This window comes from Mycobacterium sp. E787 (assembly GCF_001668725.1).
Classification (GTDB): Bacteria; Actinomycetota; Actinomycetes; order Mycobacteriales; family Mycobacteriaceae; genus Mycobacterium.
The window spans coordinates 30,479-55,051 of the sequence record NZ_LZKL01000062.1 but is presented as its reverse complement, the minus strand read 5'-3'; the positions used below and the strand labels follow the sequence as shown (position 1 = coordinate 55,051).

Annotated in this window: 14 protein-coding genes; 10 read left to right on the top strand and 4 right to left on the bottom strand. The window is 69.7% G+C overall.

Annotated features, from left to right (window positions below):
- The first annotated feature begins 104 nt into the window (after positions 1-104).
- Genes A5705_RS13380 through A5705_RS13370 form a run of 3 tightly spaced genes read left to right on the top strand, consistent with a single transcriptional unit; the run spans position 105 to position 3,158 of the window.
- Positions 105-1,094: a malate dehydrogenase gene (locus A5705_RS13380; protein WP_068278051.1), complete on the top strand. Its 990-nt coding sequence runs from the start codon at positions 105-107 to the stop codon at positions 1,092-1,094.
- Between the two features lie 49 nt (positions 1,095-1,143).
- Positions 1,144-2,316: an NADP-dependent malic enzyme gene (locus A5705_RS13375; RefSeq protein ID WP_156763115.1), complete on the top strand. Its 1,173-nt coding sequence runs from the start codon at positions 1,144-1,146 to the stop codon at positions 2,314-2,316.
- Complete coding sequence (locus A5705_RS13370; protein ID WP_068278047.1) at positions 2,313-3,158, top strand: glycine betaine ABC transporter substrate-binding protein; 846 nt, start codon at positions 2,313-2,315, stop codon at positions 3,156-3,158. Before A5705_RS13375 ends, A5705_RS13370 begins: the two co-directional genes overlap by 4 nt.
- A gap of 88 nt (positions 3,159-3,246) precedes the next feature.
- On the opposite strand, the gene A5705_RS13365 is transcribed toward A5705_RS13370, so the two are convergent.
- A complete protein-coding gene (locus A5705_RS13365; RefSeq protein WP_067882911.1) occupies positions 3,247-4,074 on the bottom strand; it encodes an SDR family oxidoreductase in 828 nt (275 codons plus the stop codon).
- Between the two features lie 162 nt (positions 4,075-4,236).
- On the opposite strand from A5705_RS13365, the gene A5705_RS13360 reads away from it, so the two are divergent.
- The 3 genes from A5705_RS13360 to A5705_RS13350 all read left to right on the top strand — a co-directional run bounded on the left by A5705_RS13360 (position 4,237) and on the right by A5705_RS13350 (position 8,073).
- Positions 4,237-5,466: a bifunctional 2-polyprenyl-6-hydroxyphenol methylase/3-demethylubiquinol 3-O-methyltransferase UbiG gene (locus A5705_RS13360; protein WP_068278045.1), complete on the top strand. Its 1,230-nt coding sequence runs from the start codon at positions 4,237-4,239 to the stop codon at positions 5,464-5,466.
- 138 nt (positions 5,467-5,604) lie between these two features.
- A complete protein-coding gene (locus A5705_RS13355; protein WP_068278039.1) occupies positions 5,605-6,834 on the top strand; it encodes a bifunctional 2-polyprenyl-6-hydroxyphenol methylase/3-demethylubiquinol 3-O-methyltransferase UbiG in 1,230 nt (409 codons plus the stop codon).
- Positions 6,835-6,852: 18 nt separating this feature from the next.
- Positions 6,853-8,073: a bifunctional 2-polyprenyl-6-hydroxyphenol methylase/3-demethylubiquinol 3-O-methyltransferase UbiG gene (locus A5705_RS13350; RefSeq protein WP_068278038.1), complete on the top strand. Its 1,221-nt coding sequence runs from the start codon at positions 6,853-6,855 to the stop codon at positions 8,071-8,073.
- 80 nt (positions 8,074-8,153) lie between these two features.
- On the opposite strand, the gene A5705_RS13345 is transcribed toward A5705_RS13350, so the two are convergent.
- Positions 8,154-11,849, bottom strand: coding sequence for a multifunctional oxoglutarate decarboxylase/oxoglutarate dehydrogenase thiamine pyrophosphate-binding subunit/dihydrolipoyllysine-residue succinyltransferase subunit (locus A5705_RS13345; protein WP_068278035.1), 3,696 nt, complete (start codon positions 11,847-11,849; stop codon positions 8,154-8,156).
- A gap of 170 nt (positions 11,850-12,019) precedes the next feature.
- Complete coding sequence (locus A5705_RS13340; RefSeq protein WP_068278033.1) at positions 12,020-12,784, bottom strand: hypothetical protein; 765 nt, start codon at positions 12,782-12,784, stop codon at positions 12,020-12,022.
- Positions 12,785-12,949: 165 nt separating this feature from the next.
- Between A5705_RS13340 and A5705_RS13335 the strand changes: the two genes are divergently transcribed.
- Positions 12,950-14,692, top strand: coding sequence for an MFS transporter (locus A5705_RS13335; protein ID WP_197521267.1), 1,743 nt, complete (start codon positions 12,950-12,952; stop codon positions 14,690-14,692).
- Here the strand turns inward: A5705_RS13335 and A5705_RS13330 are convergent.
- Positions 14,689-18,087 carry a TM0106 family RecB-like putative nuclease gene (locus A5705_RS13330; protein WP_068278031.1) on the bottom strand — a complete coding sequence of 1,133 codons (3,399 nt, stop codon included), beginning with the start codon at positions 18,085-18,087 and terminating at the stop codon, positions 14,689-14,691. The two genes, A5705_RS13335 and A5705_RS13330, sit on opposite strands and share 4 nt — an antisense overlap.
- Positions 18,088-18,197: 110 nt before the next feature.
- Here A5705_RS13330 and A5705_RS13325 point away from each other — a divergent pair, with 110 nt between their 5' ends.
- From A5705_RS13325 to A5705_RS13315, 3 genes are all read left to right on the top strand, one after another.
- The gene (locus tag A5705_RS13325; protein WP_067882918.1) at positions 18,198-18,560 is read left to right on the top strand and encodes a hypothetical protein; all 363 of its coding nucleotides are present in this window, start codon (positions 18,198-18,200) and stop codon (positions 18,558-18,560) included.
- Between the two features lie 86 nt (positions 18,561-18,646).
- Positions 18,647-19,708, top strand: a complete 1,062-nt coding sequence (locus A5705_RS13320; RefSeq protein ID WP_068278029.1) for a bifunctional 2-polyprenyl-6-hydroxyphenol methylase/3-demethylubiquinol 3-O-methyltransferase UbiG — start codon at positions 18,647-18,649, stop codon at positions 19,706-19,708.
- A 517-nt stretch (positions 19,709-20,225) separates the two neighbouring features.
- Complete coding sequence (locus tag A5705_RS13315; RefSeq protein ID WP_068278028.1) at positions 20,226-24,455, top strand: PE family protein; 4,230 nt, start codon at positions 20,226-20,228, stop codon at positions 24,453-24,455.
- Positions 24,456-24,573 lie beyond the last annotated feature (118 nt).

The window sequence follows — 24,573 nt, the reverse complement described above, 5'->3', positions numbered from 1 at the left end:
AAAACTCCGCGGCGGCCGTGGACCGGAGGTTTCGCGCGGACGGGGGTGCGCTAGTTTCGAGCACGACACACAATCCCGATCTTCTCCATAAGGAGCACTTCGACGTGAGCGCAAGTCCAGTCAAGGTCGCCGTCACCGGCGCCGCCGGCCAGATCGGCTACAGCCTGTTGTTCCGCCTCGCCAGCGGCGCGCTGCTGGGGCCCGACCGCCCGATCGAGCTGCGGCTGCTGGAGATCGAGCCCGCGCTCAAGGCGCTCGAGGGCGTCGTGATGGAGCTCGACGACTGCGCCTTCCCGTTGCTTGCGGGCGTCGAGATCGGCGCGGACCCGAACAAGATTTTCGACGGCGTGAACCTGGCTCTGCTCGTCGGCGCCCGGCCGCGCGGCCCGGGCATGGAGCGCGGCGACCTGCTGGAGGCCAACGGCGCGATCTTCACCGCCCAGGGCAAGGCGCTCAACTCGGTCGCCGCGGACGACGTGCGCATCGGCGTGACCGGTAATCCCGCCAACACCAACGCGCTGATCGCGATGAGCAATGCCCCCGACATTCCCAAGGAGCGGTTCTCGGCGCTCACCCGCCTCGACCACAACCGCGCGATCACCCAGCTGGCCCGCAAAACCGGCGCCGCCGTCACCGACATCAAGAAGATGACGATCTGGGGCAACCACTCGGCCACCCAGTACCCCGACATCTTCCACGCCGAGGTCAAGGGCAAGAACGCGGCCGAGGTCGTCGGCGACCAGGCGTGGATCGAGAACGACTTCATCCCGACCGTCGCCAAGCGCGGCGCGGCGATCATCGACGCCCGCGGCGCGTCGTCGGCCGCGTCCGCCGCCTCGGCGACCATCGACGCCGCGCGCGACTGGCTGGTCGGCAGCCCGGAGGGCAACTGGGTGTCGATGGCGGTCGTCTCCGACGGCTCCTACGGCGTGCCCGAGGGCCTGATCTCGTCGTTCCCGGTGACTACCAAGGGCGGCGACTGGTCGATCGTGCAGGGCCTGGAGATCGACGACTTCTCCCGTGGCCGCATCGACAAGTCGACCGCGGAGCTGGCCGACGAGCGCAACGCGGTCACGGAGCTGGGCCTGATCTGATCCCGAGCAGAAATTAGGTCTACTAATGGGTAGCCCTTACCCTGATGCGATGCCGGAAACCGCGCATCCGCCGATGCCCATCGGAGACGACGAGATCTTCGACGCGCATGTGGGCGGGAAGCTTTCGGTAGCCCTCAGCGCACCACTGGACACCCAGCGCGCCCTGTCGATCGCCTACACCCCGGGCGTCGCGCAGGTCAGCCGCGCCATCGCCGCCGACCGCACCCTGGCCGCCCGCTACACCTGGTCGAACCGGTTGGTCGCGGTCGTCAGCGACGGCAGCGCGGTGCTGGGCCTTGGTGACATCGGCCCCGAGGCTTCGCTGCCGGTGATGGAGGGCAAGTGCGCGCTGTTCAAGGCCTACGGCGGGCTGAACGCGATCCCGATCGTGCTCGACACCAAGGACCCCGACGAGATCGTCGAAACCCTGGTGCGGCTGCGGCCGACGTTCGGCGCCGTCAACCTCGAGGACATCGCCGCCCCGCGCTGCTTCGAGATCGAACGGCGGGTGATCGAGACGCTGGACTGCCCGGTGATGCACGACGACCAGCACGGCACCGCGATCGTCGTGCTGGCGGCCATGATGGGCGCCAGCAAGCTGCTCGGCCGCGACATGTCGTCGTTGCGGGCTGTGGTCTCGGGTGCCGGCGCCGCCGGGGTGGCGTGCACGAATCTCCTTCTGACGATGGGTCTTTCGGACATCACCGTCCTCGACTCGCGCGGCATCCTGCACACCGGTCGCGACGACATGAACAGCGTCAAGGTCGACCTCGCGCGGCGGACCAACCCCGACGGCCTGTCCGGCGGGCTCGTCGAGGCGCTCGAGGGTGCGGACGTCTTCCTCGGGCTGTCGGGCGGCGTGGTGCCCGAGGAGCTGATCGCCACGATGGCGCCCGGCGGGATCGTGTTCGCGCTGTCCAACCCGGACCCGGAGATCCATCCCGAGATCGCGGCCAAGTACGCCACGGTGGTGGCCACCGGCCGCAGCGACTTCCCCAACCAGATCAACAACGTGCTCGCGTTCCCGGGGGTGTTCCGCGGCGCGCTGGACGCCGGCGCGCGCCGGATCACCGAGAAGATGATGGTGGCCGCGGCCGAGGCGATCTTCTCCGTCGTCAGCGACGACCTCGCGGTGGACCGGATCGTCCCGAGCCCGCTGGACTCGCGCGTCGGGGAAGCCGTCGCCGCCGCCGTCGCGATCGCCGCAGACACGTTCGTGTGACCAGGCTGGCCGCGCTGCTGCTGGCGGCGCTGCTTGCGCTGGCCGGCTGCGGCGAACGCCGACCGGCACCGGAATTGGTGGTCGGCTCGCGGCCGGGGTCGACGCTCTTGGCCGCCATCTACGTGGCGGCGCTGCGGTCATACGGCTTCGGGGCGCGGGCCGAAACCGACGCCGACCCGATGGCGAAGCTGGACTCGGGCGCCTTCACCGTCGTCCCCGCGTTCACCGGCCAGACGTTGCAGCGGTTACAGCCCGGGGCGGCGGCGATGTCCGACGCGCAGGTCTACCGCGCGATGATCGCGGCGTTGCCCGAGGGCGTGCTGGCCGGCGACTACACCACCGCCGCCGACGACAAGCCGGTGCTGCTGGTCACCCAGGCCACCGCCGGGGCCTGGGGCGGCCACGACCTCACCGCGGACCTGAGCAGCCTGCCCAAGCACTGCGACGGGCTGAGCGTCGGGGCCGTCGACGGCTTTCAGGCGCCCTTGGCGGTCGGTTCCTGCCGGTTGGCCGCGGCGCGCCAATTCCCTTCGGAGGATGCGCTTTTCGCGGCGGTGCGCAACGGTCAGCTGACCGCGGGATGGACGACGGCCGCCGACCCGGCCAGCCCCGCCGACCTGGTCGCGCTGGCCGACGGCAAACCCGCACTCATCCGGGCCGAGAACGTGGTGCCGCTGTATCGGCGCAACGCGCTGAGCGATCGGCAGCTGCTCGCGATCAACGAGGTGGCCGGGGTGCTGGACACCGCGGCCCTGGCCGACATGCGCCGGCAGGTGGCCGGCGGCGCCGACCCGCAGGCGGTGGCCGGCGGCTGGCTGGCCGAACACCCGCTGGGGCGTTAGGGCTTGATTGCGCGACCATCGAGCCTGCGCTCAGCGCGTGGTTCGGTCATGATCGGGCGCGCTGAGCGCAGTCTCGGCGGTGAAGGCGTTAGGGCTTGGGCATCAAGCGGCCCATGACGGGCCCGAACAGCTGCTGGTAGTACGGACCGGCCAACCTCACCATCACGTCCAGGACCTTGGCGTCCATCCCGACCAGCACCCGGGCCCTCTTCTTGCGGACCGCGTCCAGGATGACGCGGGCGGCTTGTTCCGGGCTGGTCTTGGCGAGCCGCTTGTCGAACATCTTGGCCAGCTGGTCGCGGTCGAGTCCCTCGGCGACGGTGGCGTTGCGGGCGATCCCGGTCTTGATGCCGCCGGGGTGCACGGTGGTCACCGCGACCGGGTGGCGGGCCAGGATCATTTCCTGCCGCAGCGCCTCCGTGAAGCCCCGGACGGCGAACTTGGCCGAGTTGTAGGCCGCCTGCCCCGGCACCGAGAACAGCCCGAACACGCTCGAAATGTTGATGATGTGGCCGTCCCCGGAGGCGATGACGTGCGGGAGGAACGCCTTGGTGCCGTTCACGACGCCCCAGAAGTCGACGTCCATCACCCGTTCGATGTCCTTGAACTGGCTGACCTCGATGTCGCCGGTGTAGGCGATGCCGGCGTTGTTGTAGATCTGGTTGACCTTGCCGAAGTGCTCGGCGACGGCGTCGGCGTAGGCCAGGAAGGCCTCGCGCTCGGTGACGTCGAGCCGGTCGGCCTTGACCTCCGCCCCGATCGCCTTCACCCGCTCCTCGGTCTGCGCCAGGCCTTCGGTGTCGACGTCGCTGATCGCCACCTTGGCGCCGGAGCGGGCCAGCTCGATGGCCAGCGCCTGCCCGATGCCCGAACCCGCGCCGGTGACCACGGCGACCTTGCCGGCGAATCCCTTCATGAGCCTTCTCCCGTCACTCAGTCTGCGTCGAGGCTAGCCGGTACCCGCGGTACGGCGTACACGGGCCCAAGCGGCACGGCGTGGTCTTTGGCCTCTGGTGCGCGTGTGGCATGACGGCCCATAATCCTGCGTGGAACCGACCGCGAAGGGGGAACCGCTGACATGACAGCCGATCCGCGCTCCGATGTCGTCTCGCGCCAGTATGAGCGGTGGAGGTACCCGCGGCCCATCCAGGACCTCGACTCATTGGGCGACGGCACCTGGCATTGGTTCGACCCTTCCCGCTTTCACCGGATGTTATGGCCCGACCGGGACTACAAACCCGACCTCGACATTCTGATCGCCGGTTGCGGCACCAACCAGGCGGCGGTTTTTGCCTATCGCAATCCCGGCGCCAAGGTGGTGGGGGTCGATATCAGTCAACCGTCACTGGACCATCAGCAATATCTGAAAGACAAGCACGGGCTGTCGAATCTGGAAGTGCACCTGCTGCCGATCGAGGAACTGCCCACGCTCAACAGGGATTTCGATCTGATCGTGTCGACGGGCGTTTTGCATCACATGGCGGATCCGCTGGTCGGCATGAAAGCGGTCGGCGCCTGCCTGCGCCGGGAGGGCGCGATCGGTCTCACGCTGTATGCGAAGTACGGCCGGACCGGTGTCGAAATGCTGCAATCGGTCTTCCGCGACATGGGGCTGCGCCAAGACGACAAATCGGTGCACATCGTCAAGGAGATGATCTCGGCGTTGCCGGCCGAGCACCCCCTGCGAACCTATTTCAGGGCGGAAGGCGACTGGGAATTGCAGTACGACGCCGCCGTGGTGGACACGTTCCTGCATGGCCGCGACCGCAGCTTCGACGTCGACGGCTGCATCGACCTGGTCACCAATGCCGGACTCGAATTCCAGGGCTGGCTCCTGAATTCGCCCTATTACTCGCATGACTGGTTCACGCCGGGGACCGCCACCTATGACGCGCTCAACGCATTGCCCGAGCGTGAGCTCTGGTCGGTCATGGAGCGCATGCACATATTTTCCGCCTGCCACTTTTTCATGGCGTGCCGTCCGGACCGGCCCAAGCAGAGCTACAGAATCGATTTCGCGGAGCCCGGCTATCTCGATTACGTCCCGATGATGCGTTTGCAGTGCGGCCTGTCCGGGGCCGACATCGTCAGACCCGGCGGCAGCATGACCCTCAACGCCGCCCAATTGCCCTTCGTGGAGCACGTCGACGGTCGACGCACGATCCGGGAGATCGCCGCGCGCGTGGCACACGGGACATCGCGGCGGGCCGATGTGGGTGAGCTGGAGAAATTCGGCCGCAAGCTCTTTCAGTCGCTGTGGCGTCTGGACTTTGTCCAGATGACCCTGCCCGCGAGCCCGACGCCTTAGGCGATTTCGGCGCGTTGGTCTTTGGCCCCTTGCGCCGGTGGAGAGCCGCCGCCCATAATCCTGCGAGGTAAGGGGCGGATGTGAGACAGCTCACCACCGCGTCGTTTGACGGGCTGAGCCGAGAAGGGGGCAGCTGAAGTGAAGGTCGATCCGCGAGACGACGTCGTCTCCCGCCAGTACGAGCGGTGGAGGTACCCCGAACCCATCCAGGACCTCGACGCCTGGACCGTTGACAACTGGCAGTGGTTCGATCCCGTCCATGCGCACCGGATGTTGTGGCCGGACCGGGACTACAAACCCGATCTCGACATCCTGATCGCCGGTTGCGGCACCAACCAGGCGGCAATCTTTGCCTACACCAATCCCGCCGCGCGGGTGGTGGCGGTCGACATCAGCCAGCCGTCCCTGGACCATCAGCAATACCTGAAAGACAAGCACGGGCTGTGGAACCTCGAGTTGCACCGGCTGCCGATCGAGGAGCTGCCGTCGCTGAACCTCGACTTCGATCTCGTCGTATCGACCGGCGTTCTGATGATCATGGCCGAGCCACTGGCGGGCATGAAGGCGCTCGCCCACTGCGTGCGGCCGGACGGCGCGGTGGGGGTCATGCTGTACGCGAGGTACGGCCGAATCGGGGTCGAATTGTTGCAGTCGGCCTTCCACGACATGGGGCTGGATCAGGACGAGGCGTCGGTCCAGATGGTAAAAGAGGCGCTCACCGTGCTGTCGCCCGATCACCCGGTTCAGGGCTACCTCAAGATAGCGGCGGACGATTTGCAGTTCGATACCGGTCTGGTGGACACGTTCCTGCATGGCCGGGACCGTAGTTTCACCGTCGACGGGTGCGTCGATCTCGTCGAATCGGCAGGTCTCGAGTTCCAGGGGTGGTTCCTCAAGGCGCCCTACTACGCGCACGAGTTGTTTTCACCGCCGAGCGAGTTCTATCGTGCCGTCAACGAGTTGCCCGAGCGAAAGCTCTGGTCCGTGATGGAACGCATCCAGACGTTGAACGGGTGCCATTTCTTCATGGCGTGTCGTCCCGAGCGGCCGAAAGAGTCGTACACCATTGACTTTTCAACCGAGGGCTCCCTCGACTATGTCCCGATGATGCGGTACCGCTGCGGTTTGTCGGGCAACGAGATTTTCCGGCCGGATTGGGGCATGGCCCTCAACGGCTCCCAGCTGCCCTTCGTGCAGCAGGTCGACGGCCGCCGCACCATTCGGGAGATCGCCGCGAACGTCGCACAGGGCCCGGAAGCGCGCCGCGGTGGCGCGGCCGAGGTGGAGAGGTTCGGCCGCAGGCTCTTCGAGGCGTTGTGGCGCCTCGATTTCCTGGCGATGGGCCTGAAACCAAACTCCGCTGGTTAGGGACAGGAGGCGGCTGAAGTGGGCGAGGATCCGCGCTCCGATGTTGTCACGCGGCAGTACGAGCGGTGGCGGTACCCGCACCCCATCCAGGACCTCGAGGTGTGGTCCGCCGGCAACTGGCAGTGGTTCGACCCCGCCCATGCGCACCGGATGTTGTGGCCGGACAGGGAATACAAACCCGATCTCGACATTCTGATCGCGGGTTGCGGCACCAATCAGGCCGCAACGTTCGCGTTCGGCAATCCGGCAGCGCGGGTGGTGGCGGTCGACATCAGCCAGCCGTCGCTGGACCATCAGGAGTTCCTGAAAGACAAGCACGGGCTGTGGAACCTGGAGCTGCATCGGCTGCCGATCGAAGAGGTGTCGTCGCTGGGCCTCGACTTCGACCTCATCGTGTCGACCGGCGTCTTGCATCACATGGCGGATCCGCTGGCGGGCGCGAAAGCGCTCGCGCAGTGCCTGCGCACGGACGGCGCCTTTGCTCTCATGCTGTACGCGAAGTACGGCCGGATCGGCGTCGAGCTGCTGGAATCGGTTTTTCGCGACCTGGGGCTACGTCAAGATGATGCGTCGGTCCACATCGTCAAAGAGACGATCTCCGTGCTGCCGCAGGACCATCCCGTCCGGCCCTACATCCGGATAGCGGATGATCTGCAGACCTCCGATGCCGCCCTGGTCGATACGTTCCTGCACGGTCGCCAGCGCAGCTATACCGTCGACGAGTGTGTCGACCTCGTCGAATCGGCCGGGCTCGTGTTTCAGGGGTGGTTCCTCAAGGCGCCGTACTACGCGCACGAGTTGTTCACGGCGCCGAACGAGTTCTATCGAGCCGTGAACGAGTTGCCCGAGCGCAAGCACTGGTCGGTGATGGAACGCATCCAGACGCTGAACGGTTGCCACGTCTTCATGGCGTGTCGCCCCGAGCGCCCGAAAGACAGCTACACGATTGACTTTTCGACCGATGGCGCCCTCGATTACGTTCCGATGATGCGCTACCGCTGCGGCCTGGCCGGCAACGAGATCTTCCGGCCGGATTGGCGGTTGACCTTGAATTCGGCTCAGTTGCCGTTCGTGCAGGGCGTCGACGGCTGCCGCACAATGCGCGAGATCGCCGAGCTGGTGGCGCAGGGCGGGGACTCCCGGCGGGCCGGCGCGGACGACCGCGAGAAGTTCGCCCGCAGGCTCTTCCAGGCGCTGTGGCGTCTCGATTTCGTTGCGATGGGCCTGAATCCGGCCTAGCGGAAGTCGATTAGTGCGCGAACGTCGACTTGTTGTGGCTCAAAGTTGTTTTTCTGCACAACAAGTCGACATTCGACGGCTCAGCGGAAGGCCGTGTCGAGGATCTCCTGCTGCTCGACGGCGTGCACCTTCGACGAGCCCGACGACGGGGCCGACATCGCGCGGCGCGAGATGCGCTTGAGCCCGATCAGCTTGTCGGGCAACAACTCCGGCAGCTCGAGGCCGAAGCGCGGCCAGGCGCCCTGGTTGGCCGGCTCCTCCTGCACCCAGAAGAACTCCTCGACCGCCGGGTAACGGTCAAGCGTCTCGTTCAGCCGGCGCTTCGGCAGCGGCGCGAGCTGTTCGATGCGCACGATCGCGACGTCGTCACGGTTGTCCTTGGCCTTGCGGGCCGCCAGCTCGTAATAGATCTTGCCGCTGGTCAACAGGATTCGCCTGACCTTGCCGCGGTCGCCGATGCCGTCCTCGTAGGTGGGCTCCTCGAGCACCGAGCGGAACTTGATCTCGGTGAAGTCCTTGATGTCGCTGACCGCGGCCTTGTTGCGCAGCATCGACTTCGGCGTGAACACGATCAGCGGGCGCTGGATGCCGTCGAGCGCGTGGCGGCGCAACAGGTGGAAGTAGTTGGACGGCGTCGAGGGCACCGCGATGGTCATCGACCCCTCCGCCCACAGCTGCAGGAAGCGTTCGATGCGCGCCGACGTGTGGTCGGGGCCCTGCCCCTCGTGACCGTGCGGCAGCAGCAGCACCACGTTGGACAGCTGGCCCCACTTGGCCTCACCGGAGCTGATGAACTCGTCGATGATCGACTGCGCGCCGTTGACGAAGTCGCCGAACTGCGCCTCCCACAACACGAGCGCGTCCGGATTGCCCACGGTGTAGCCGTATTCGAAGCCGACGGCGGCGTACTCCGACAGCGGCGAGTCGTAGACCAGGAACTTGCCGCCGGTCGGGGTGCCGTCGGGGTTCGTCGCCAGCAGCTGCAGCGGCGTGAACTCCTGGCCGGTGTTGCGGTCGATGATCACCGAATGCCGCTGGGAGAAGGTGCCGCGCCGGGTGTCCTGCCCGGACAGCCGCACCAGCTTGCCCTCGGACACCAGCGAACCCAGCGCCAGCAGCTCGCCGAACGCCCAGTCGATCTTCCCCTCGTACGCCATCTCCCGGCGCTTTTCCAGCACCGGCTGCACCCGCGGGTGCGCGGTGAACCCGTCGGGCACGGCCAGAAACGCGTCGCCGATGCGGGCCAGCAGAGCCTTGTCCACCGCGGTGGCCAGCCCCGCGGGAACGGGCTGGTCGGCCTCGACCGATTCGCTCGGCTGCACGCCGTGCTTCTCCAGCTCGCGGACCTCGTTGAACACCCGCTCCAGCTGGCCCTGGTAGTCACGCAGCGCGTCCTCGGCCTCCTTGAGCGAGATGTCGCCGCGGCCGATCAGGGCCTCGGTGTAGCTCTTGCGGGCGCCGCGCTTGGTGTCGACGACGTCGTACATGTACGGGTTGGTCATCGACGGGTCGTCGCCCTCGTTGTGGCCGCGACGCCGGTAGCAGAGCATGTCGATGACGACGTCCTTCTTGAACCGTTGCCGGAAATCCACGGCCAGCCGCGCCACCCACTCGCAGGCCTCCGGGTCATCGCCGTTGACGTGAAAGATGGGCGCGCCGATCATCTTCGCGACGTCGGTGCAGTACTCGCTGGACCTGGAGTACTCCGGCGCGGTGGTGAACCCGATCTGGTTGTTGACGATGATGTGGATGGTGCCGCCGACGCGGTAACCGGGCAGGTTCGCCAGGTTCAGGGTCTCGGCCACCACGCCCTGGCCGGCGAAGGCGGCGTCGCCGTGCATCATCATCGGCACCACGGAGAAGGCTTTGTCGTCGCCGTCATCGTCGGCGCCGTGATCCAGCAGGTCCTGCTTGGCCCGCACCAGGCCTTCGAGCACCGGGTCGACGGCCTCCAGGTGCGACGGGTTGGCGGTCAGCGACACCTGAATGTCGTTGTCGCCGAACATCTGTAGGTACACGCCGGTGGCGCCGAGGTGGTACTTGACGTCGCCGGAGCCGTGCGCCTGGGACGGGTTGAGGTTGCCCTCGAACTCGCTGAAGATCTGCGAGTAGGGTTTGCCGACGATGTTGGCCAGCACGTTGAGCCGGCCGCGGTGCGGCATCCCGATGACCACCTCGTCGAGGCCGTGCTCGGCGCACTGGTCGATCGCCGCGTCCATCATCGGGATCACGCTTTCGGCGCCTTCGAGCGAGAATCGTTTCTGCCCAACGTATTTGGTCTGCAGGAAGGTTTCGAAGGCCTCGGCGGCGTTCAGCTTGCTCAGGATGTATTTCTGCTGGGCCACAGTCGGTTTGACGTGCTTGGTCTCGATCCGCTCCTGCAGCCAGGCCTGTTGTTCGGGCTCGAGGATGTGGGTGTATTCGACGCCGATGTGGCGGCAATACGCGTCGCGCAGCAGGCCGAGCACGTCGCGCAGCTTCTTGTACTCGCAACCGGCGAAGCCATTGACCTTGAAGACTCGATCGAGGTCCCACAGCGTCAGGCCGTGATTGAGTATCTCGAGATCGGGGTGGCTGCGAAACCTGGCGCTGTCCAGGCGCAGCGGATCGATGTCGGCCATCAGGTGCCCGCGGTTGCGGTAGGCCGCGATCAGCTCCATCACCCGGGCGGTCTTGTCGACGATCGAGTCCGGGTTGTCGGTGCTCCAGCGCACCGGCAGGTACGGGTTGCCCAGCTCGCGGAAGATCTCGTCCCAGAAACCGTCCGACAGCAGCATCTCGTGGATGGTGCGCAGGAAGTCGCCGGATTCGGCGCCCTGGATGATGCGGTGGTCGTAGGTCGAGGTCAGGGTGATCAGCTTGCCGATGCCCAGCTCGGCGATGCGCTCCTCGCTGGCGCCCTGGAACTCGGCGGGGTACTCCATCGCGCCGACGCCGATGATCGCGCCCTGGCCGGCCATCAGCCGCGGCACCGAGTGCACGGTGCCGATGGTGCCCGGGTTGGTGAGCGAAATCGTCACGCCCGCAAAGTCTTCCGCGGTCAGTTTGCCGTCGCGCGCGCGGCGGACGATGTCCTCGTAGGCCGTGACGAACTGCGCGAACCGCAGTTCCTCGCAGCGCTTGATGCCGGCCACCACCAGGGATCGCTTGCCGTCCTTGCCCTGCAGGTCGATGGCCAGGCCTAGATTGGTGTGCGCCGGGGTGACCGCGGTCGGTTTGCCGTCGACCTCCGCGTAGTGGCGGTTCATGTTCGGGAACTGCTTGATGGCCTGCACCAGCGCGTAGCCCAGCAGGTGGGTGAAGGAGATCTTGCCGCCGCGGGTGCGCTTGAGCTGGTTGTTGATGACGATCCGGTTGTCGATCAGCAGCTTGGCCGGGATCGCCCGGACGCTCGTCGCCGTCGGCACCTCCAGCGAAGCGGACATGTTCTTGACGACGGCCGCGGCCGCGCCACGCAGCACCTGCACGTCGTCGCCCTCGGCCGGCGGGGGAGCGGCGGACCTGGCGGGCGCCGCCGGGGCGGCCACCGCGGCGCCGTTGCCTTCGGCGGGCTCCGGCTTGGGAGGTGCCGGAGCGGTGGCGGCGGGCTTGGCCTCCCGGGCGGGGGCTTTTGCTTCCGTGGCCTGCCCGTCACCCGCGTCGGCGGTGGGTTCGGGGTTGTAGTCGACCAGGAATTCGTGCCAGCTCGGGTCGACCGAAGAGGGGTCGTCGCGGAACTTGCGGTACATCTCCTCGACCAGCCATTCGTTTTGCCCGAATGGCGACATGTTGCTCACGGCCGCTGTTCGCCTCAATTCTTGTGTCCTGCAAGCGCTCGCGCAGCGCCCGCGACTCTCCGCGCCCCTGATGGTGGGGCACCTCACACCCGCGTTGGTCCTGGAACGTTGCCGCCCCAATAAAGGCTAACCTTTTGCCGGCAATCCGCGAATGCGACCGGGGAGGCGAACTAGCCGGCCTCGTGGATCGGGGGCAACAGCCGCAGCGTGCTCGGCCAGCGCGTGGGTGCGACGCCGAACGCCTCCCGGGCGTTGCGGACGATCTTCTTGCCCACCATCCGGTTGCCGGCGCCGCCGACCACGGCCCCGACGCCGACCGGCAGCATCTTGCCGAACATCAGGGCGCCCTTGCGCACCGTGTACCGCTTGACGAAGTAGCTGAGCATCCGGGTGTTCAACCGCCCCAGCGTCGGCAACGGCAGCGACGCCATGCCCTCGGCCAGCCACCCGCCCTGGGTGCGGCTGGGGCCGATCAGCTCGCCGATCGCGCGCCGGCTGTCGTCCCCGACCAGCACCGCCAGCACCAGCGCGCGGCGCCGTTCCCGGTGGTCGGCCGGGATGTTGTAGACGGCGGCCTTGGCCAGCACGAACAGGGCGGTCGCCTCGACGAAGAACACGGTTTCCCCGGCGCCCGCGGACACCGCGGTCAGCGTCCCGACCCCGGGGAACGTCGCGGCCGAACCGACGGCGGCGCCGCTGGCCGTCAGCGCGGCCAGGTAGCGCTTCTCCAGCCTGGCGTCGACCTCGGCGGGGGTGGCGCCGGGGTGCGCCCGCCGCAGCCGCGCGACGTAGGCCTCGGCCGCCGGGCCGTGTACCCGCGTGCTGCGCTCGATGACCTGCGCCAATGCGCGCGCCGATGCCTTGGGCCGGCCAGCGCCGGCCGGCGGCTGGTCCGCCTTTGACATATGTGCAGCTCTGTTCCGTCGGGCCCGCATATCGCCTCTCCTGGCCTCTCCCGCCATGTGGCGTCCTTTCCAGGCTAACCCGCCCGGCGTAATAGATAGGTCGGACGCAAAACCCGCGGCGTTAGCCGACTTGCCCCACGCGCGATAATGCGGTGCAAGGTGACGATCCGGCGGTTCGTTCCAGGGGGAGGCGACATGACAATTGCGAGGTCACGACGCGCCGACTTCGTGACGCGCTGGAACTCCGCGATGGCGGTGGGCTCGCGCGGCCCTGGGGACCCCTGGCCCGCGCTCTGGGCGATGATGGTCGGCTTCTTCATGATCATGGTCGACTCGACCATCGTCGTCATCGCCAACCCGACCCTCAAGGCCGACCTGCACACCGATTACGCCACCGTGGTCTGGGTGACCAGCGCCTACCTGCTGGGATACGGGGTGGTGCTGCTGGTGGCCGGGCGGCTCGGCGACCGGTTCGGCACCAAGAACCTCTACCTGATCGGGCTCGCGGTGTTCACCGCGGCGTCGATGTGGTGTGGGTTGTCGGGCAGCGCCGCCGTGCTGATCGCCGCCCGCGTGGTGCAGGGCGTGGGAGCCGGGGTGCTCACCCCGCAGACCTTGTCGACGATCACCAAGATCTTTCCGCCCGAGCGGCGCGGTGTGGCGGTGAGCCTGTGGGGCGCCACCGCCGGGGTGGCCACCCTGGTCGGGCCGTTGGCCGGCGGCGCGCTGGTCGACGGGCTGGGCTGGCAGTGGATCTTCTTCGTCAACGTCCCCATCGGCGTCGTCGGCCTGGCGCTGGCCGGGTGGCTGGTCCCCGCGCTGCCGACCCAGGCGCATCGGTTCGACCTGGTCGGCGTCGGGCTGTCCGGCTTGGGCATGTTCCTGATCGTGTTCGGCCTGCAGGAGGGTCAGGCCGGCCACTGGCAGCCGTGGGTGTGGGCGATGATCGTCGCCGGCGTCGGCTGCATGTCGGCATTCGTCTACTGGCAGGCCCTCAACACCCGCGAGCCGTTGATCCCGCTGCGCGTGTTCGCCGACCGCGATTTCACCGTGTGCAACGCCGGGGTCGCCATCACCGGGTTCGCGACGACGGCGATGATGCTGCCGGTGCCGTTCTTCCTGCAGGCCGGGTGCGGGCTCTCGCCGACGCGCTCGGCCCTGGTGATCGCGCCGATGGCGGTCGCGGGCGGGGTGCTGGCGCCGTTCGCTGGCGTGCTCGTCGACAGGTACCACCCCCGGCCGGTGCTCGGTTTCGGCTTCTCGATGATGGCGATCGGGCTGACCTGGCTGTCGTTCGACATGTCCCCGTCGACGCCGATCTGGCGGCTGCTGCTGCCGTTCGCCGTGATCGGCGTCGGGAGCGCTTTCGTGTGGGCGCCGCTGACGGCCACCGCGACGCGCAACCTGCCCGCGGACCTCGCCGGGTCGGGCTCCGCCGTGTACAACGCGGTGCGGCAGCTCGGCGCGGTTCTCGGCAGCGCGGGCATGGCCGCGTTCATGACCTGGCGGATCGGTGCCGAGATGCCGTCGGCCACACCGGTCGGCGACGACGCGCCCTCCCCGCAACTGCCCGAGTTCCTGCGCGAGCCGTTTTCGGCCGCGATGGCGCAATCGGTGCTGTTGCCGGCGTTCATCGCGTTGTTCGGCATCATCGCCGCGCTGCTTTTGCTCGGCTCTGCGCGTTCGGCGGCCGCCGCCTGGGACGGGGACGACGTCGTCGACGACGACTATGACGACGACGAGTACGTCGAATTCATCCTGCTTCGCGAACCGGACGACGCGCCCCCGCCGACCGCCGAGCTGATCAGCTTGCGCTACAACGGCTCTCATGTCGAGGGTGGAAGGCTACCGCGCCCGATGGCCGCGCCGAGCCATCGCTACCTGCCGGAGCTCGACGACGAACCCTCGGGCTACGGCCGGCACTCGTCCGGCGCCTAGCCTCGCGTCAGCGCCAGGAAAGCGCCCAGGTCGATCAAGCCGGCCGGTGTACCGGGCAGGTACTCGGTGAGCGACTCCGAGCGCACGATCACCGCCGCGTATTGCGCCCGGCTGACGGCCACGTTGAGCCGGTTCCTGTTGAGCAGGAACGACATTCCGCGCGGCACCAGTTCGGCCGACGAGGCCGTCATCGAGACGAAGACCACCGGGGCCTGCCCGCCCTGGAACTTGTCGACGGTGCCGACCCGGACGTCGCCGAGCCCGGCGGAATCTAGCCGCCGGCGGATCTGCGTCACCTGCGCGTTGTAGGGCGCCAGCACCAACACGTCGGAGGCGGTCAGCGGCCGGGTGCCCCGCTCGTCGGTCCACGAACAGCCCAGGATGTGGCCGATCTGGTCGGCGATCGCGTCGGCCTCCTCGGGGCTCTCGGTCGAGTTGCCCTGGTGGGCAACGGCGCTCACGTGCACGCCGGGCGGGTACCCGTCGAGGTGGCGCGCGGCGGCGCACTCGTGGGCGCGCAGCCTGCCCTCGTAGGACAGCGCGGAGACCGCGGCGCACACCGCCGGATGCATGCGGTAGGAGCGGTCCAGGAAGTATCCGCGCTCGTCGGGCAGCGTGCGGGCGCCGTCCACCAGCCAGTCCAGCGCCGACGTGTCGACCGGTTCCGGATGCGTGCCCTGGCTGACCTGGGGAAGCTGCTGGGGGTCGCCGAGCAGCAGCAGGTTGGCGGCCGCCGGCGCCACCGCGATGGTGTTGGCCAGACAGAACTGGCCCGCCTCGTCGATCACCAACAGGTCCAGGCTGCCGGGCGGCACCCGGTTGGCGTTGGCGAAATCCCATGCGGTGCCGCCGATCACGCAGCCGGCGTTGGCCGCGATGAAGGCGGCGTACTCGTCGGGGCCGATCTCCTGCCAGCGCGGGGCGGCGTGGTCGTTGCGTTTCTTGGCGACCCGGGCGGGTTCCAGTCCGGCATCGAGGACGCAGCCCAACAGGTTCTCCACCGTGGCGTGGGATTGCGCGACGACGCCGATGCGCCAGCCGTGTTGCGTGACAAGGCGCGTGACGACGTGCGCGGAGGTGTGCGTCTTGCCGGTGCCGGGCGGCCCGTGCACCGCGAGGTACGACGAGTCCAGATCGAGTGCGGCGGCGGTGATGTCGGTGATGGTGTTCGCGCCGCGTGGCAGTGGGCTGCCGCTGCGCGTGCGGGGCGCGCGGCGCAGCAGGATGTCGACCACGGCCGTGCGCGGCAGTCGCGGCAGCCCGGTGGCCACCGCGGCGGCGGTCGATTCGATCGACTCCCGCAGCGCCGCGGTGGAGATCGGCGGGCCGGGGGCGAGCGCGAACGGCAGTTGGTCAAAGGTGTTGCCGTCGCGGCCGGCCCGCTCGACGATCACCACCTCGGTGGGCACCGCCGGGTCGTCGACCGCGATGACCTCGGCGCGGCCGGCCGCGCGCCGATCGGGGCTGTCGGTCAGGCCCGGCGGGGCCGGCGGCTCGTAGAGGGCGAAGACGTCGGTCATCAGGTCGCCGCGCGAAAGCTGCCCGCGCAGGTGCACTTCCCGGCGCGGCTTGCGGGCGCGGGGCGGGGTGTGCCAGTCCGCGCTCACCGACGCCGCCTCGGCGATGAAGACGTCGGTGTCGTCGGCCCACTCCTCGACCGGGAAGTTCAGCCGGTCGAAATGCGCCCACCAGAACGGCTTGTCCTCGCGCCGGTGGTAGCCGCGCGCGGCCGCCAGCAGTGCCACGGCCGTCTGCTCGGGTGTGCGGTCGCCGAGGCCGGCGTCGCCGGTGAACGCCGACAGCGTCATCGCCAGCCGGTCGCGGTCTTCGACGGTGTTGCCCTCCGGAACCGCTTGAGCGCCAACGGGTACCACGCCCGCCTCGTAGGCCCGCAGCATCAGCCAGTTGCGCAGCTCCCGGGTCGATCGGCAGTCGTAGCGGTTGTAGTCCTCGATCTCCTGCAGCACCGCCGCGGCGTCGCCGTGCACGCCGGCGGCGCGCAGTTCGCAGTAGCGCGCATACGAGGTGATCGATTCGGCCGCCGTCGTCACATCACCGGCGCGCAGCTGCGCCCCCATGTAGAGCGGCTCGAGCGCCTTGAGGCTGAACGACTCCGCACCCACGCGAATGCTCTTGCGCACCAACGGATACAGGTCGACCAGGGTGCCGCTGCGCAGCAACTCGTCCACCTCGTCCTCGCCGACCCCATAGCGCCCGGCGAGGCGCAGCAGCGCGGTCTTCTCGTAGGGTGCGTAGTGGTAGATGTGCAGGTTGGGCCGGCGCTTGCGGCGCTTCTTGACCATCGCCAGAAAGTCGGTGAGGGCCTTGCGTTCGCCGGCCCGGTCGTGCGCCCACAGGGGGTGAAAGTTGCCGCCGGCGTCCAGGGTGCCGAAGAGATATTCCAGTCCCCAGTCGCGTCCGTCGGCCGTCCACAGCGGGTCGCCCTCGAAGTCGAAGAAGAGGTCACCAGGGTCCGGCTCGGGCAGCAGGGTCAGCGGCTGCGGGTCGACGATCTCGAATTGCGGGATGCCGGTATCACGTTGGCGGAGTTGGATGTTGGCCTGCGCCGTCAGCTTGTGTTGGACGCCGGATGTCAGCCCGGGCACCGGGCCGGCGTGGTCGGCCAGTTCGGCGATCGTGGCGATGCCGGCGTCGATGAGCTTGTCGCGCTGGCCGATTCGCATTCCGGCGACCAGCAGCAGGTCGTCGGTGGCGCGCAGCTGCTCGACGCACAACGGGCAGCGAAAGCACGCGGCCACGCCGTCGTCGTCCCAGCGCACCGGGCTGCCCGCGGCGTGATGCTCGTCGAGCAGCCGCTGCAAATGCGCTCGCTGCCAACGGTATACGGGAATCAGGTCCCCGACCCGGTAGCGCGCGATGGTGCCGTCGCCCAGTTCCAATTCGGCCTCCGGCGCCACCGGCACACCCGAGCCGGCCAGCGTGTCGGCGTAGGCCGCCAGCTGCAGCAGGGCGGTGACCTTGGCCGAGCGGGCCAGCTTGGTGTCGGTGACCCGATAGTGCTCGCCGTCGAGCACCAGGAAGTCGGCGAAGCCGACGAAGCGGCCGTCGAACATCGCGGCCTGATACACCACGGGCGCGCGCCCGGCGATGGCGCGCCGGGTCGCCTCGGCGGCGGCCGTCAGCCCGGCGAGGGTGTAGGCCGGCCTCCCGATGAGGGCGACCCCGTCCCCGAACTCGTCGCGCAATCGGTCAAGACGCCGCCGTTCGTGCTCGCTGCCGAGGGCGGCGGTTCGCGCGAGCAGTTCGTCCTCGACGCCGATCGAGGGGGCCCAGCCGAGTTGCGCGTCGAGGTCCCTGAGCAGGGCGTATTCGCAATTTGCGGCCGCCGCGAGGTCCGACGCGCTGTAGACGATGCTGCCGTCGGCCACGAACACAGCCGCAACAGTAGGCGAGCCGTCCGACACGAAGGCGGCTCGCCGCGCCACGTGAGCAACGGAAATTCAGCCCTTGCTGAAGGCCGACCTAGCGGTTTAACTTCGGCGGGGTGATCACCGGGGCGTTCCTCGCCGAAGCAGCTTCGGTCGTGGACAACAAGCTCACCGTCACCGGCGGTGCGCTTGCCGGGTTCCGGGTCGCCGCCGACCGGGTCGCCCAGTTTGTCCTTGTGGTGCTCACCCAGGTCGAGACCGACAGCCCGGTCCGCCTGATCGAGCTCGAGATCCGGCCCCCGACGGACGGCAAGTCGCTCACCATCGACTACGAGCTGCCCGAGGCCGCCGCCGGTGCCGAAATCGGTTTCGCCTACTTCGATATCGAGGTTCGCCTGCCGATCAACGGCCGTTGGGTGTTCGTGGTGACCGGCGGCGCCGGCACGTTCTCGCTTCCGCTGGAGGTCAGCGAGGGCTGACGCGCTCGCGGTCATCCGCAACGATGCCCGCACGGTTGCCGCACGACGTACCCTCGCCCCATGACTGGCTGGCCTAGGAGAGCCTGATGGAGAATCCGACCCTCAGATCGTTCGATCCGGCGCAGCTGCGCGAACCGATGGCCCGCCGCTTGCATCGCCGAGCGGTGGCAACCGGGCAGATCAGGCTGCCGGCCGTTCCGGGCATGCTCGATGAGTACGTCAGGATGTGCGACACCGTCTTCGCCGGCGTCGGCGTGCGGTTCACGGCCGAAGAACTCGCCCAGCTCAGGGCGATCTTGGAGGGTCAGTTGGCCGAGGCTTACGCCGCCTCCTCGCGTTCGGACATCGTCATCTCTTACGAAAGCCCCGTCGGTAAAACGCTGAACTACCACGTCAAAGCCGAATGGCGGACGCTTGCGGAGACCTACGACGACTGGGTCGCCACCCGCCAGCCGCCGTTGTTCGGCACCGAGCCGGACGCGCGCGTGTGGTCGCTGGCCGGGGAAGCGGCCGATCCCGGGGCCTGTCGGGTGCTCGACGTCGGCGCCGGAACCGGGCGCAACGCCCTGGCCCTGGCGCGGCGCGGCCACCCGGTAGACGCCGTCGAGATGACCTCGAAGTTCGCCGACATCCTCCGCTCGGAGGCCGCACGGGAGTCACTCGACGTGCGTGTGATCGAGCGCGACGTGTTCGCGAGCACGGATGCGCTGCGCTGCGACTACCAGCTGATCGTGCTCTCCGAGGTGGTGCCCGACTTCCGGACGACGCAGCAGCTTCGCAGCCTGTTTCAACTGGCCGCCCGCTGCCTGGCTCCCGGCGGGCGCCTGGTGTTCAACACCTTCCTGGCGCGGCCGGGCTACACGCCCGACCAGGCAGCGATCGAACTCGCGCAGCAGACCTACAGCATGATCTTCACCCGGGACGACATGACGAGCGCGGTGGCGGGGCTACCGCTCGAGCTCGTCGCCGACGACTCGGTGTACGACTACGAGCAGACCCATCTGCCCGCTGGCGCCTGGCCGCCCACGGGCTGGTACGCCGAGTGGGTCAGCGGCCTCGACGTGTTCGACGTCGAGCGTGAGGATTGCCCGATTGACATGCGCTGGCTCGTCTACCAGAAGCCGGGCGGGGGCGGCGGGCCGGCCTAAGTCTTGGCGCCCCGGCGGCAGTACGGCTGCCCGCATTCGGCCCGAGGTCCCATTCCCGAGGTGTTTGAGCCCACTCGCGACACGCCCTATTAATAATGGATCGTGTCCGGTTTTTTGAGTTCCGCAACATTGGATTAAGTCGATTTAGCGGACCGCCAAAGCCGGAACGAGTCCAATCGAGTGCGCTCAAAGTAGATCGGATCCAGTTCGCCGGCGGCTTCCTTGGCGGTGAGCGGACCCGCGCCGATTAGCACGCCATTCACTGGATCGAATTCTGTTCATAGAGGGCTTTATTCAACGGATCGGCTCCAGTATAGGGCGTCAAAACTGGACCTCGTCGGTTTTCTGGAGTTGCAGAAAATCGACCCGATCTAAATAGCGCAGACGCCCAAAAGTCGACCAAATAAAGTTTGAAAAAGAGGGCTGAAATCGCGAAAAGACGCGCGTAATGTCCCGGATCAGTCGTTGGGATTTCCCGTGTGACCACGCCTTCCCCTAGTAGTGATGGGAGCTAGAAATGTCCTCATTCGTTCTCGCAGTGCCCGACTCCTTCGCCTCGGCGGCGCAGGATTTGACCGGAATCGGGTCAGCGCTCAGGTCAGCCCATTCGGCGGCGGCGGGTTCGACGACATCGGTCGTGGCCGCGGCCGAAGACGAGGTGTCGGCCGCGATTGCCGCGTTGTTCGGCAACTACGGCACGGAGTTCCAGGCGGTGAGCGCCCAGGTGGCGCAGTTCCACGAGCAGTTTGTGCAGGCGCTGAACGGCGGAGGGTTGGCGTATGCAGCTGCTGAGGCGGCCAACGCGAACCCGCTGCAGTCCTTGGCGAGTGCCGCGCAGACCGCCGGGCAGTTCGAGATCTTGGGACGGCCGATCATCGGCAATGGCACCAACGGCGCGCCGGGCACGGGGCAGGCGGGTGGCCCGGGCGGTTGGATCTGGGGTAACGGCGGTAACGGTGGCTCGGGTGCGCCCGGGCAGGCCGGTGGCGCCGGTGGCTCGGCATTCCTGTTCGGCAACGGCGGTATGGGCGGCGCCGGTGGCGCCGGCGTGGCCGGCGGTGCCGGGGCGGCCGGCGGTACGGGCGGTAACGGTGGCGCCGGTGGCGCCGGTGGTTGGCTCCTCGGCGTCGGCGGCGCCGGCGGTGTCGGCGGTATCGGTGGGGCCGGCGGGCTCGGAACCAGCGGCGGGTTCGGGACCACGGGCGGTGCCGGCGGGATCGGCGGCCTTGGTGGTAGTGGTGGCACGGGTGGTGTGACGCACCAGCTGTTCGCGCCCGGCGGCGCCGGCGGTGCCGGCGGGGCCGGCGGTGTCGGTGGCCAGGGTGGCGCTGGTGGTGACGGCGCGCCCGGCGTGTCCGGTGTGAACCTGGGTGCCGGCGGCAATGCCGGCGACGGCGGCAGTGGCGCCAACGGTGGTCACGGCGGCAGCGGCGGCGCCGGCGGCTCGGGCGGCCTGTTCGGCGGAGCGGGCGCCACCGGTGCCGGCGGGGCCGGCGGCAACGGCGGCAACGCGGGTGCTGGCGGGACCGGCGGTCAGGGCGCGGCGGGCGTGGCCGGCGTGGCCGGCTCCGGCGGCCTGCTCGGGGCCGGCGGCGACGGTGGCCACGGTGGCAACCCCGGCCTGGTTGCGGGTGTGGGTGGCACGGGCGGTACCGGCAGTAGCACCGGCGCGACCGGCCTCAACGGCTCGCTGGCGACCAGTGGCGGCAACGGTGGCGCCGGCGGCCAGGGCGCGACGGGCACCTTCGCCAACGGCGGCACCGGCAACGGCGGCCAGGGTGGTGTCGGCGGCACCGGCGGCACGTTCGGCAACGGCGGCCAGGGTGGCCAGGGCGGCACCGGCGCGCAAGGCGTCGGCCCCGGCGGGCTCGGCGGCAACGGCGGCGCCGGCGGTCTCGGTGGCAACGCCGGGGCCCACGGCAACGGCGGCAACGGCGGCACCGGCGGCACCGGCGGCCAGGGCGCGAACGGCATCAACGGCACCATTGGCGCCAACGGTGACGGCATAGCGGGCACGGCTGGCGGCAACGGCGGCACCGGCGGCCTGGGTGGCAACGGCGGCCAGGCCGGCACGCTGACCGGCAACAGCGGCTCCGGTGGCGCCGGCGGCCTGGGTGGCGCCGGCGGCACGGGAGGCAACGGCGGCAACGGCGGTCTTGGCGTCGCCGGCGTACTTGCGCATGGCAACCTGGGCGGCGGCGGCAACGGTGGCCTCGGTGGCAACGCCGGATCCGGCGGCACCGGTGGCAACGGCGGCCAGGCGGGCGCGGTGCCCGTCACCAATACAACGGGCGCGGTCGGCGCCAACGGCAACGGCGGTAACGGCGGCGACGCCGGGGTGGCCGGCGTCGGCGGTAACGGCGGCAACGGCGCCCTCGGCGGCAACGCCGGTAACGGCGGCCAGGGCGGCGTAGGCGGTAACGGCGGCACCGCCGGTAACGCCGGCGCCGGCGGCCTGGCCGGCGGTGCGGGCGCCACCGCGGGCGCGGCCGGCAACATCGGCACCGGCGGCGCCGGTGGCGTAGGCGGTAACGGCGGCAACGCCTTACCCGCCGCCCCCGGGGCTCCGGGTTTCAACGGCGGCCAGGGCGGCCAGGGTGGTAACGGCGGTGGCGGCGGCGCCTTGATCGGCAACGGCGGCGCGGCCGGCGCCGGTGGCGCCGGAGGCAACGGCACCGACGGCGGGGCTGCCCTGGTGGGTGGCGCTGGCCAGCTCGGCGGCAACGGTGGCCAGGGTGGCCTGGGCGGCAACGGCGGTGTCAGTGGCGCATTCGGCGGTAACGGTGGGGCCGCCGGCGGCGGCGGTGCCGGCGGGAACGCCGGCAACGGCTCGGCCGGCTTCCAGGCCACGGGCAACGTGCCCTTCGCGGGCTTTGCGGGCGGCAATGGCGGTGTTGCCGGTAACGGTGGTAATGCCGGTAACGGTGGCGACGCAATTGGACTGTTTGGCACCGCCGGTAACGGCGCCGCCGGTGGCGCCGCGGGCGCGGCCGGTAACGGCGGCCTGGGCTCCAACGCGATCGGCGCGGGCAACAACGCCGGCGGCCTCGGCGGTAACGGCGGCCAGGGCGGCCAGGGCGGCCAGGGCGGCAACGGCGGCAACGCCCTCAATGTCGCGGGCAAGGCCAGCGCAGGCTCGGGTGGCAACGCCGGGGCGGCCAGCGCGGGTGGCAACGGCGCTAACGGCGGCAACTCCACCGGCAACCTCGCCGCGGGTAACGGCGGTAACGCCGGCCAGGGCGGCGCGGGCGGCACGGGCGGCAACGGCGGCAACACCAACGGGAAAGCAGGCGACGCGGGTGCCGGTGGTAGCGCGACCAACGGCGCAAACGCCGGGACCGCCGGCACCGGCGGTAACGGCGGCGTCGGCGGGGCCGCCGGCACCGGCGGTAACGGTGCCAGTGGTGGTCTGGGCGGCAACGGTGGTGCCGGCGGTAACGTCTTCAACCTCGCGTCTACCGGCAACGCCGGTGCCGGCGCGAACGCCGGTGCGGGTGGCAACGCCAGCGCTGGTGGCGCCGGTGGCACCGGCGGTCCGGCTGGCCCCGGCGTCAACGGCACCGCTGGCGGCCAGGGCGGCGTCGGCGGCAACGGCGGCCAGGGCGGCGTCGGCGGCGGCGGCGGCAATGCCGCCGGGTCGGGTAACGGCGGCCAGGGCGGCAACGGCGGTAACGCCGGGACCGCCAGCGTCGGCGGCGCCGGCGGCGCCGGCGGCCAGACCTCCGCTGGCTCAAACGTCGGCGGCCAGGGCGGCATCGGTGGCCAGGGCGGCACGGGCGGCAATGGCGGCGCCGCCGGCAACGGCGGTACCTCCGCGACCGGGTCCGGTGGGGCCGGCGGCAGCGGGGGCAACGCCACCGCTGGCGCCAATGGCGGAGCCGGCGGCACCGGTGCCGCTGCCAACGCGGCCAATGCGGGCCAGGCCGGCGGCCTCGGCGGCAACGCCGGCGGCGGCGGCACCGGCGGCGTTGCCGGCACCGGCGGCAACAACACCGCTGGCGGGGCCGGGAACGGCGGCGCCGGCGGGGCCGGTGGCAACGGCGCTAACGGCGGGTCCGGCGGCAAGGGCGGCGCCGGCGGCGCGGCCTCGACCACCGCGGGCGCCGGTCAAGGCGGCAACGGCGGCACCGCGGGCAACGCCGGCGCTGGCATCATCGGCGGGGTCGGTGGCAACATCGGCAACGGCGGCACCGGCAACGCCGGGGCCGGCGGGGCCGGCGGGTCGGGTGGCGTCGGCGGGACCGGCGGCTCGGGTGGCACCGGCGGTGCGGGCTCTGCCTTCTTCGCTAGCGGCCAAGGCGGCGTCGCCCAGGCTGGCGGCACGGGCGGTAACGGCGGCAACGGTGCCCTCGGCGGCAACTCCTGGGTTGGCCTCTCCGGGAACGGCGGGGCGGCCGGGGCGGCGGGCGCCGGCGGCCAAGGCGGCAACGGCGGGAGCGCAGGTGCCAACGGCGGCGCCGGCGTCGGGGCCGACCGGGCCGGCGCCAACGGGAACGTCGGCGGCACCGGAGGCACCGGTGGCAACGGTGGCACCGCCGGGAACCTGGCCGGTACCGGCGGCAACGGCGCCAACGGCGCCAACGGCGCGGCCGGCGGCAACGGCGGCGCCAACGGCCTCGGCACCGGCGGTCAGGCCGGCCAAGTTGGAGCCCTCGGGGCGGCGGGCAACCCGCATGTCGGCCCGGCCGGCGGCAACGGCGGCGGAGGCGGCGGCGGTGGCAACGGCGGCACCGGGGCGCCTGCCTAGCCCACGGCAACAACAACACGGGAGAGGCCCGCTTCGGCGGGCCTCTCTTGTGTTTGGCATTGAGCTGGTTTGCTGTGCGGCGTGAATGCTCGAACGCCGGGGTGTTAGCTGTCAGCTC

Coding starts and splice junctions, on each gene's coding strand:
- A5705_RS13375 (WP_156763115.1), top strand. CDS start 1,144: ATGCCGGAAACCGCGCATCCGCCGATGCCCATCGGAGACGACGAGATC.
- A5705_RS13365 (WP_067882911.1), bottom strand. CDS start 4,074: ATGAAGGGATTCGCCGGCAAGGTCGCCGTGGTCACCGGCGCGGGTTCG.
- A5705_RS13360 (WP_068278045.1), top strand. CDS start 4,237: ATGACAGCCGATCCGCGCTCCGATGTCGTCTCGCGCCAGTATGAGCGG.
- A5705_RS13340 (WP_068278033.1), bottom strand. CDS start 12,784: ATGCGGGCCCGACGGAACAGAGCTGCACATATGTCAAAGGCGGACCAG.
- A5705_RS13335 (WP_197521267.1), top strand. CDS start 12,950: ATGACAATTGCGAGGTCACGACGCGCCGACTTCGTGACGCGCTGGAAC.
- A5705_RS13320 (WP_068278029.1), top strand. CDS start 18,647: ATGGAGAATCCGACCCTCAGATCGTTCGATCCGGCGCAGCTGCGCGAA.
- A5705_RS13315 (WP_068278028.1), top strand. CDS start 20,226: ATGTCCTCATTCGTTCTCGCAGTGCCCGACTCCTTCGCCTCGGCGGCG.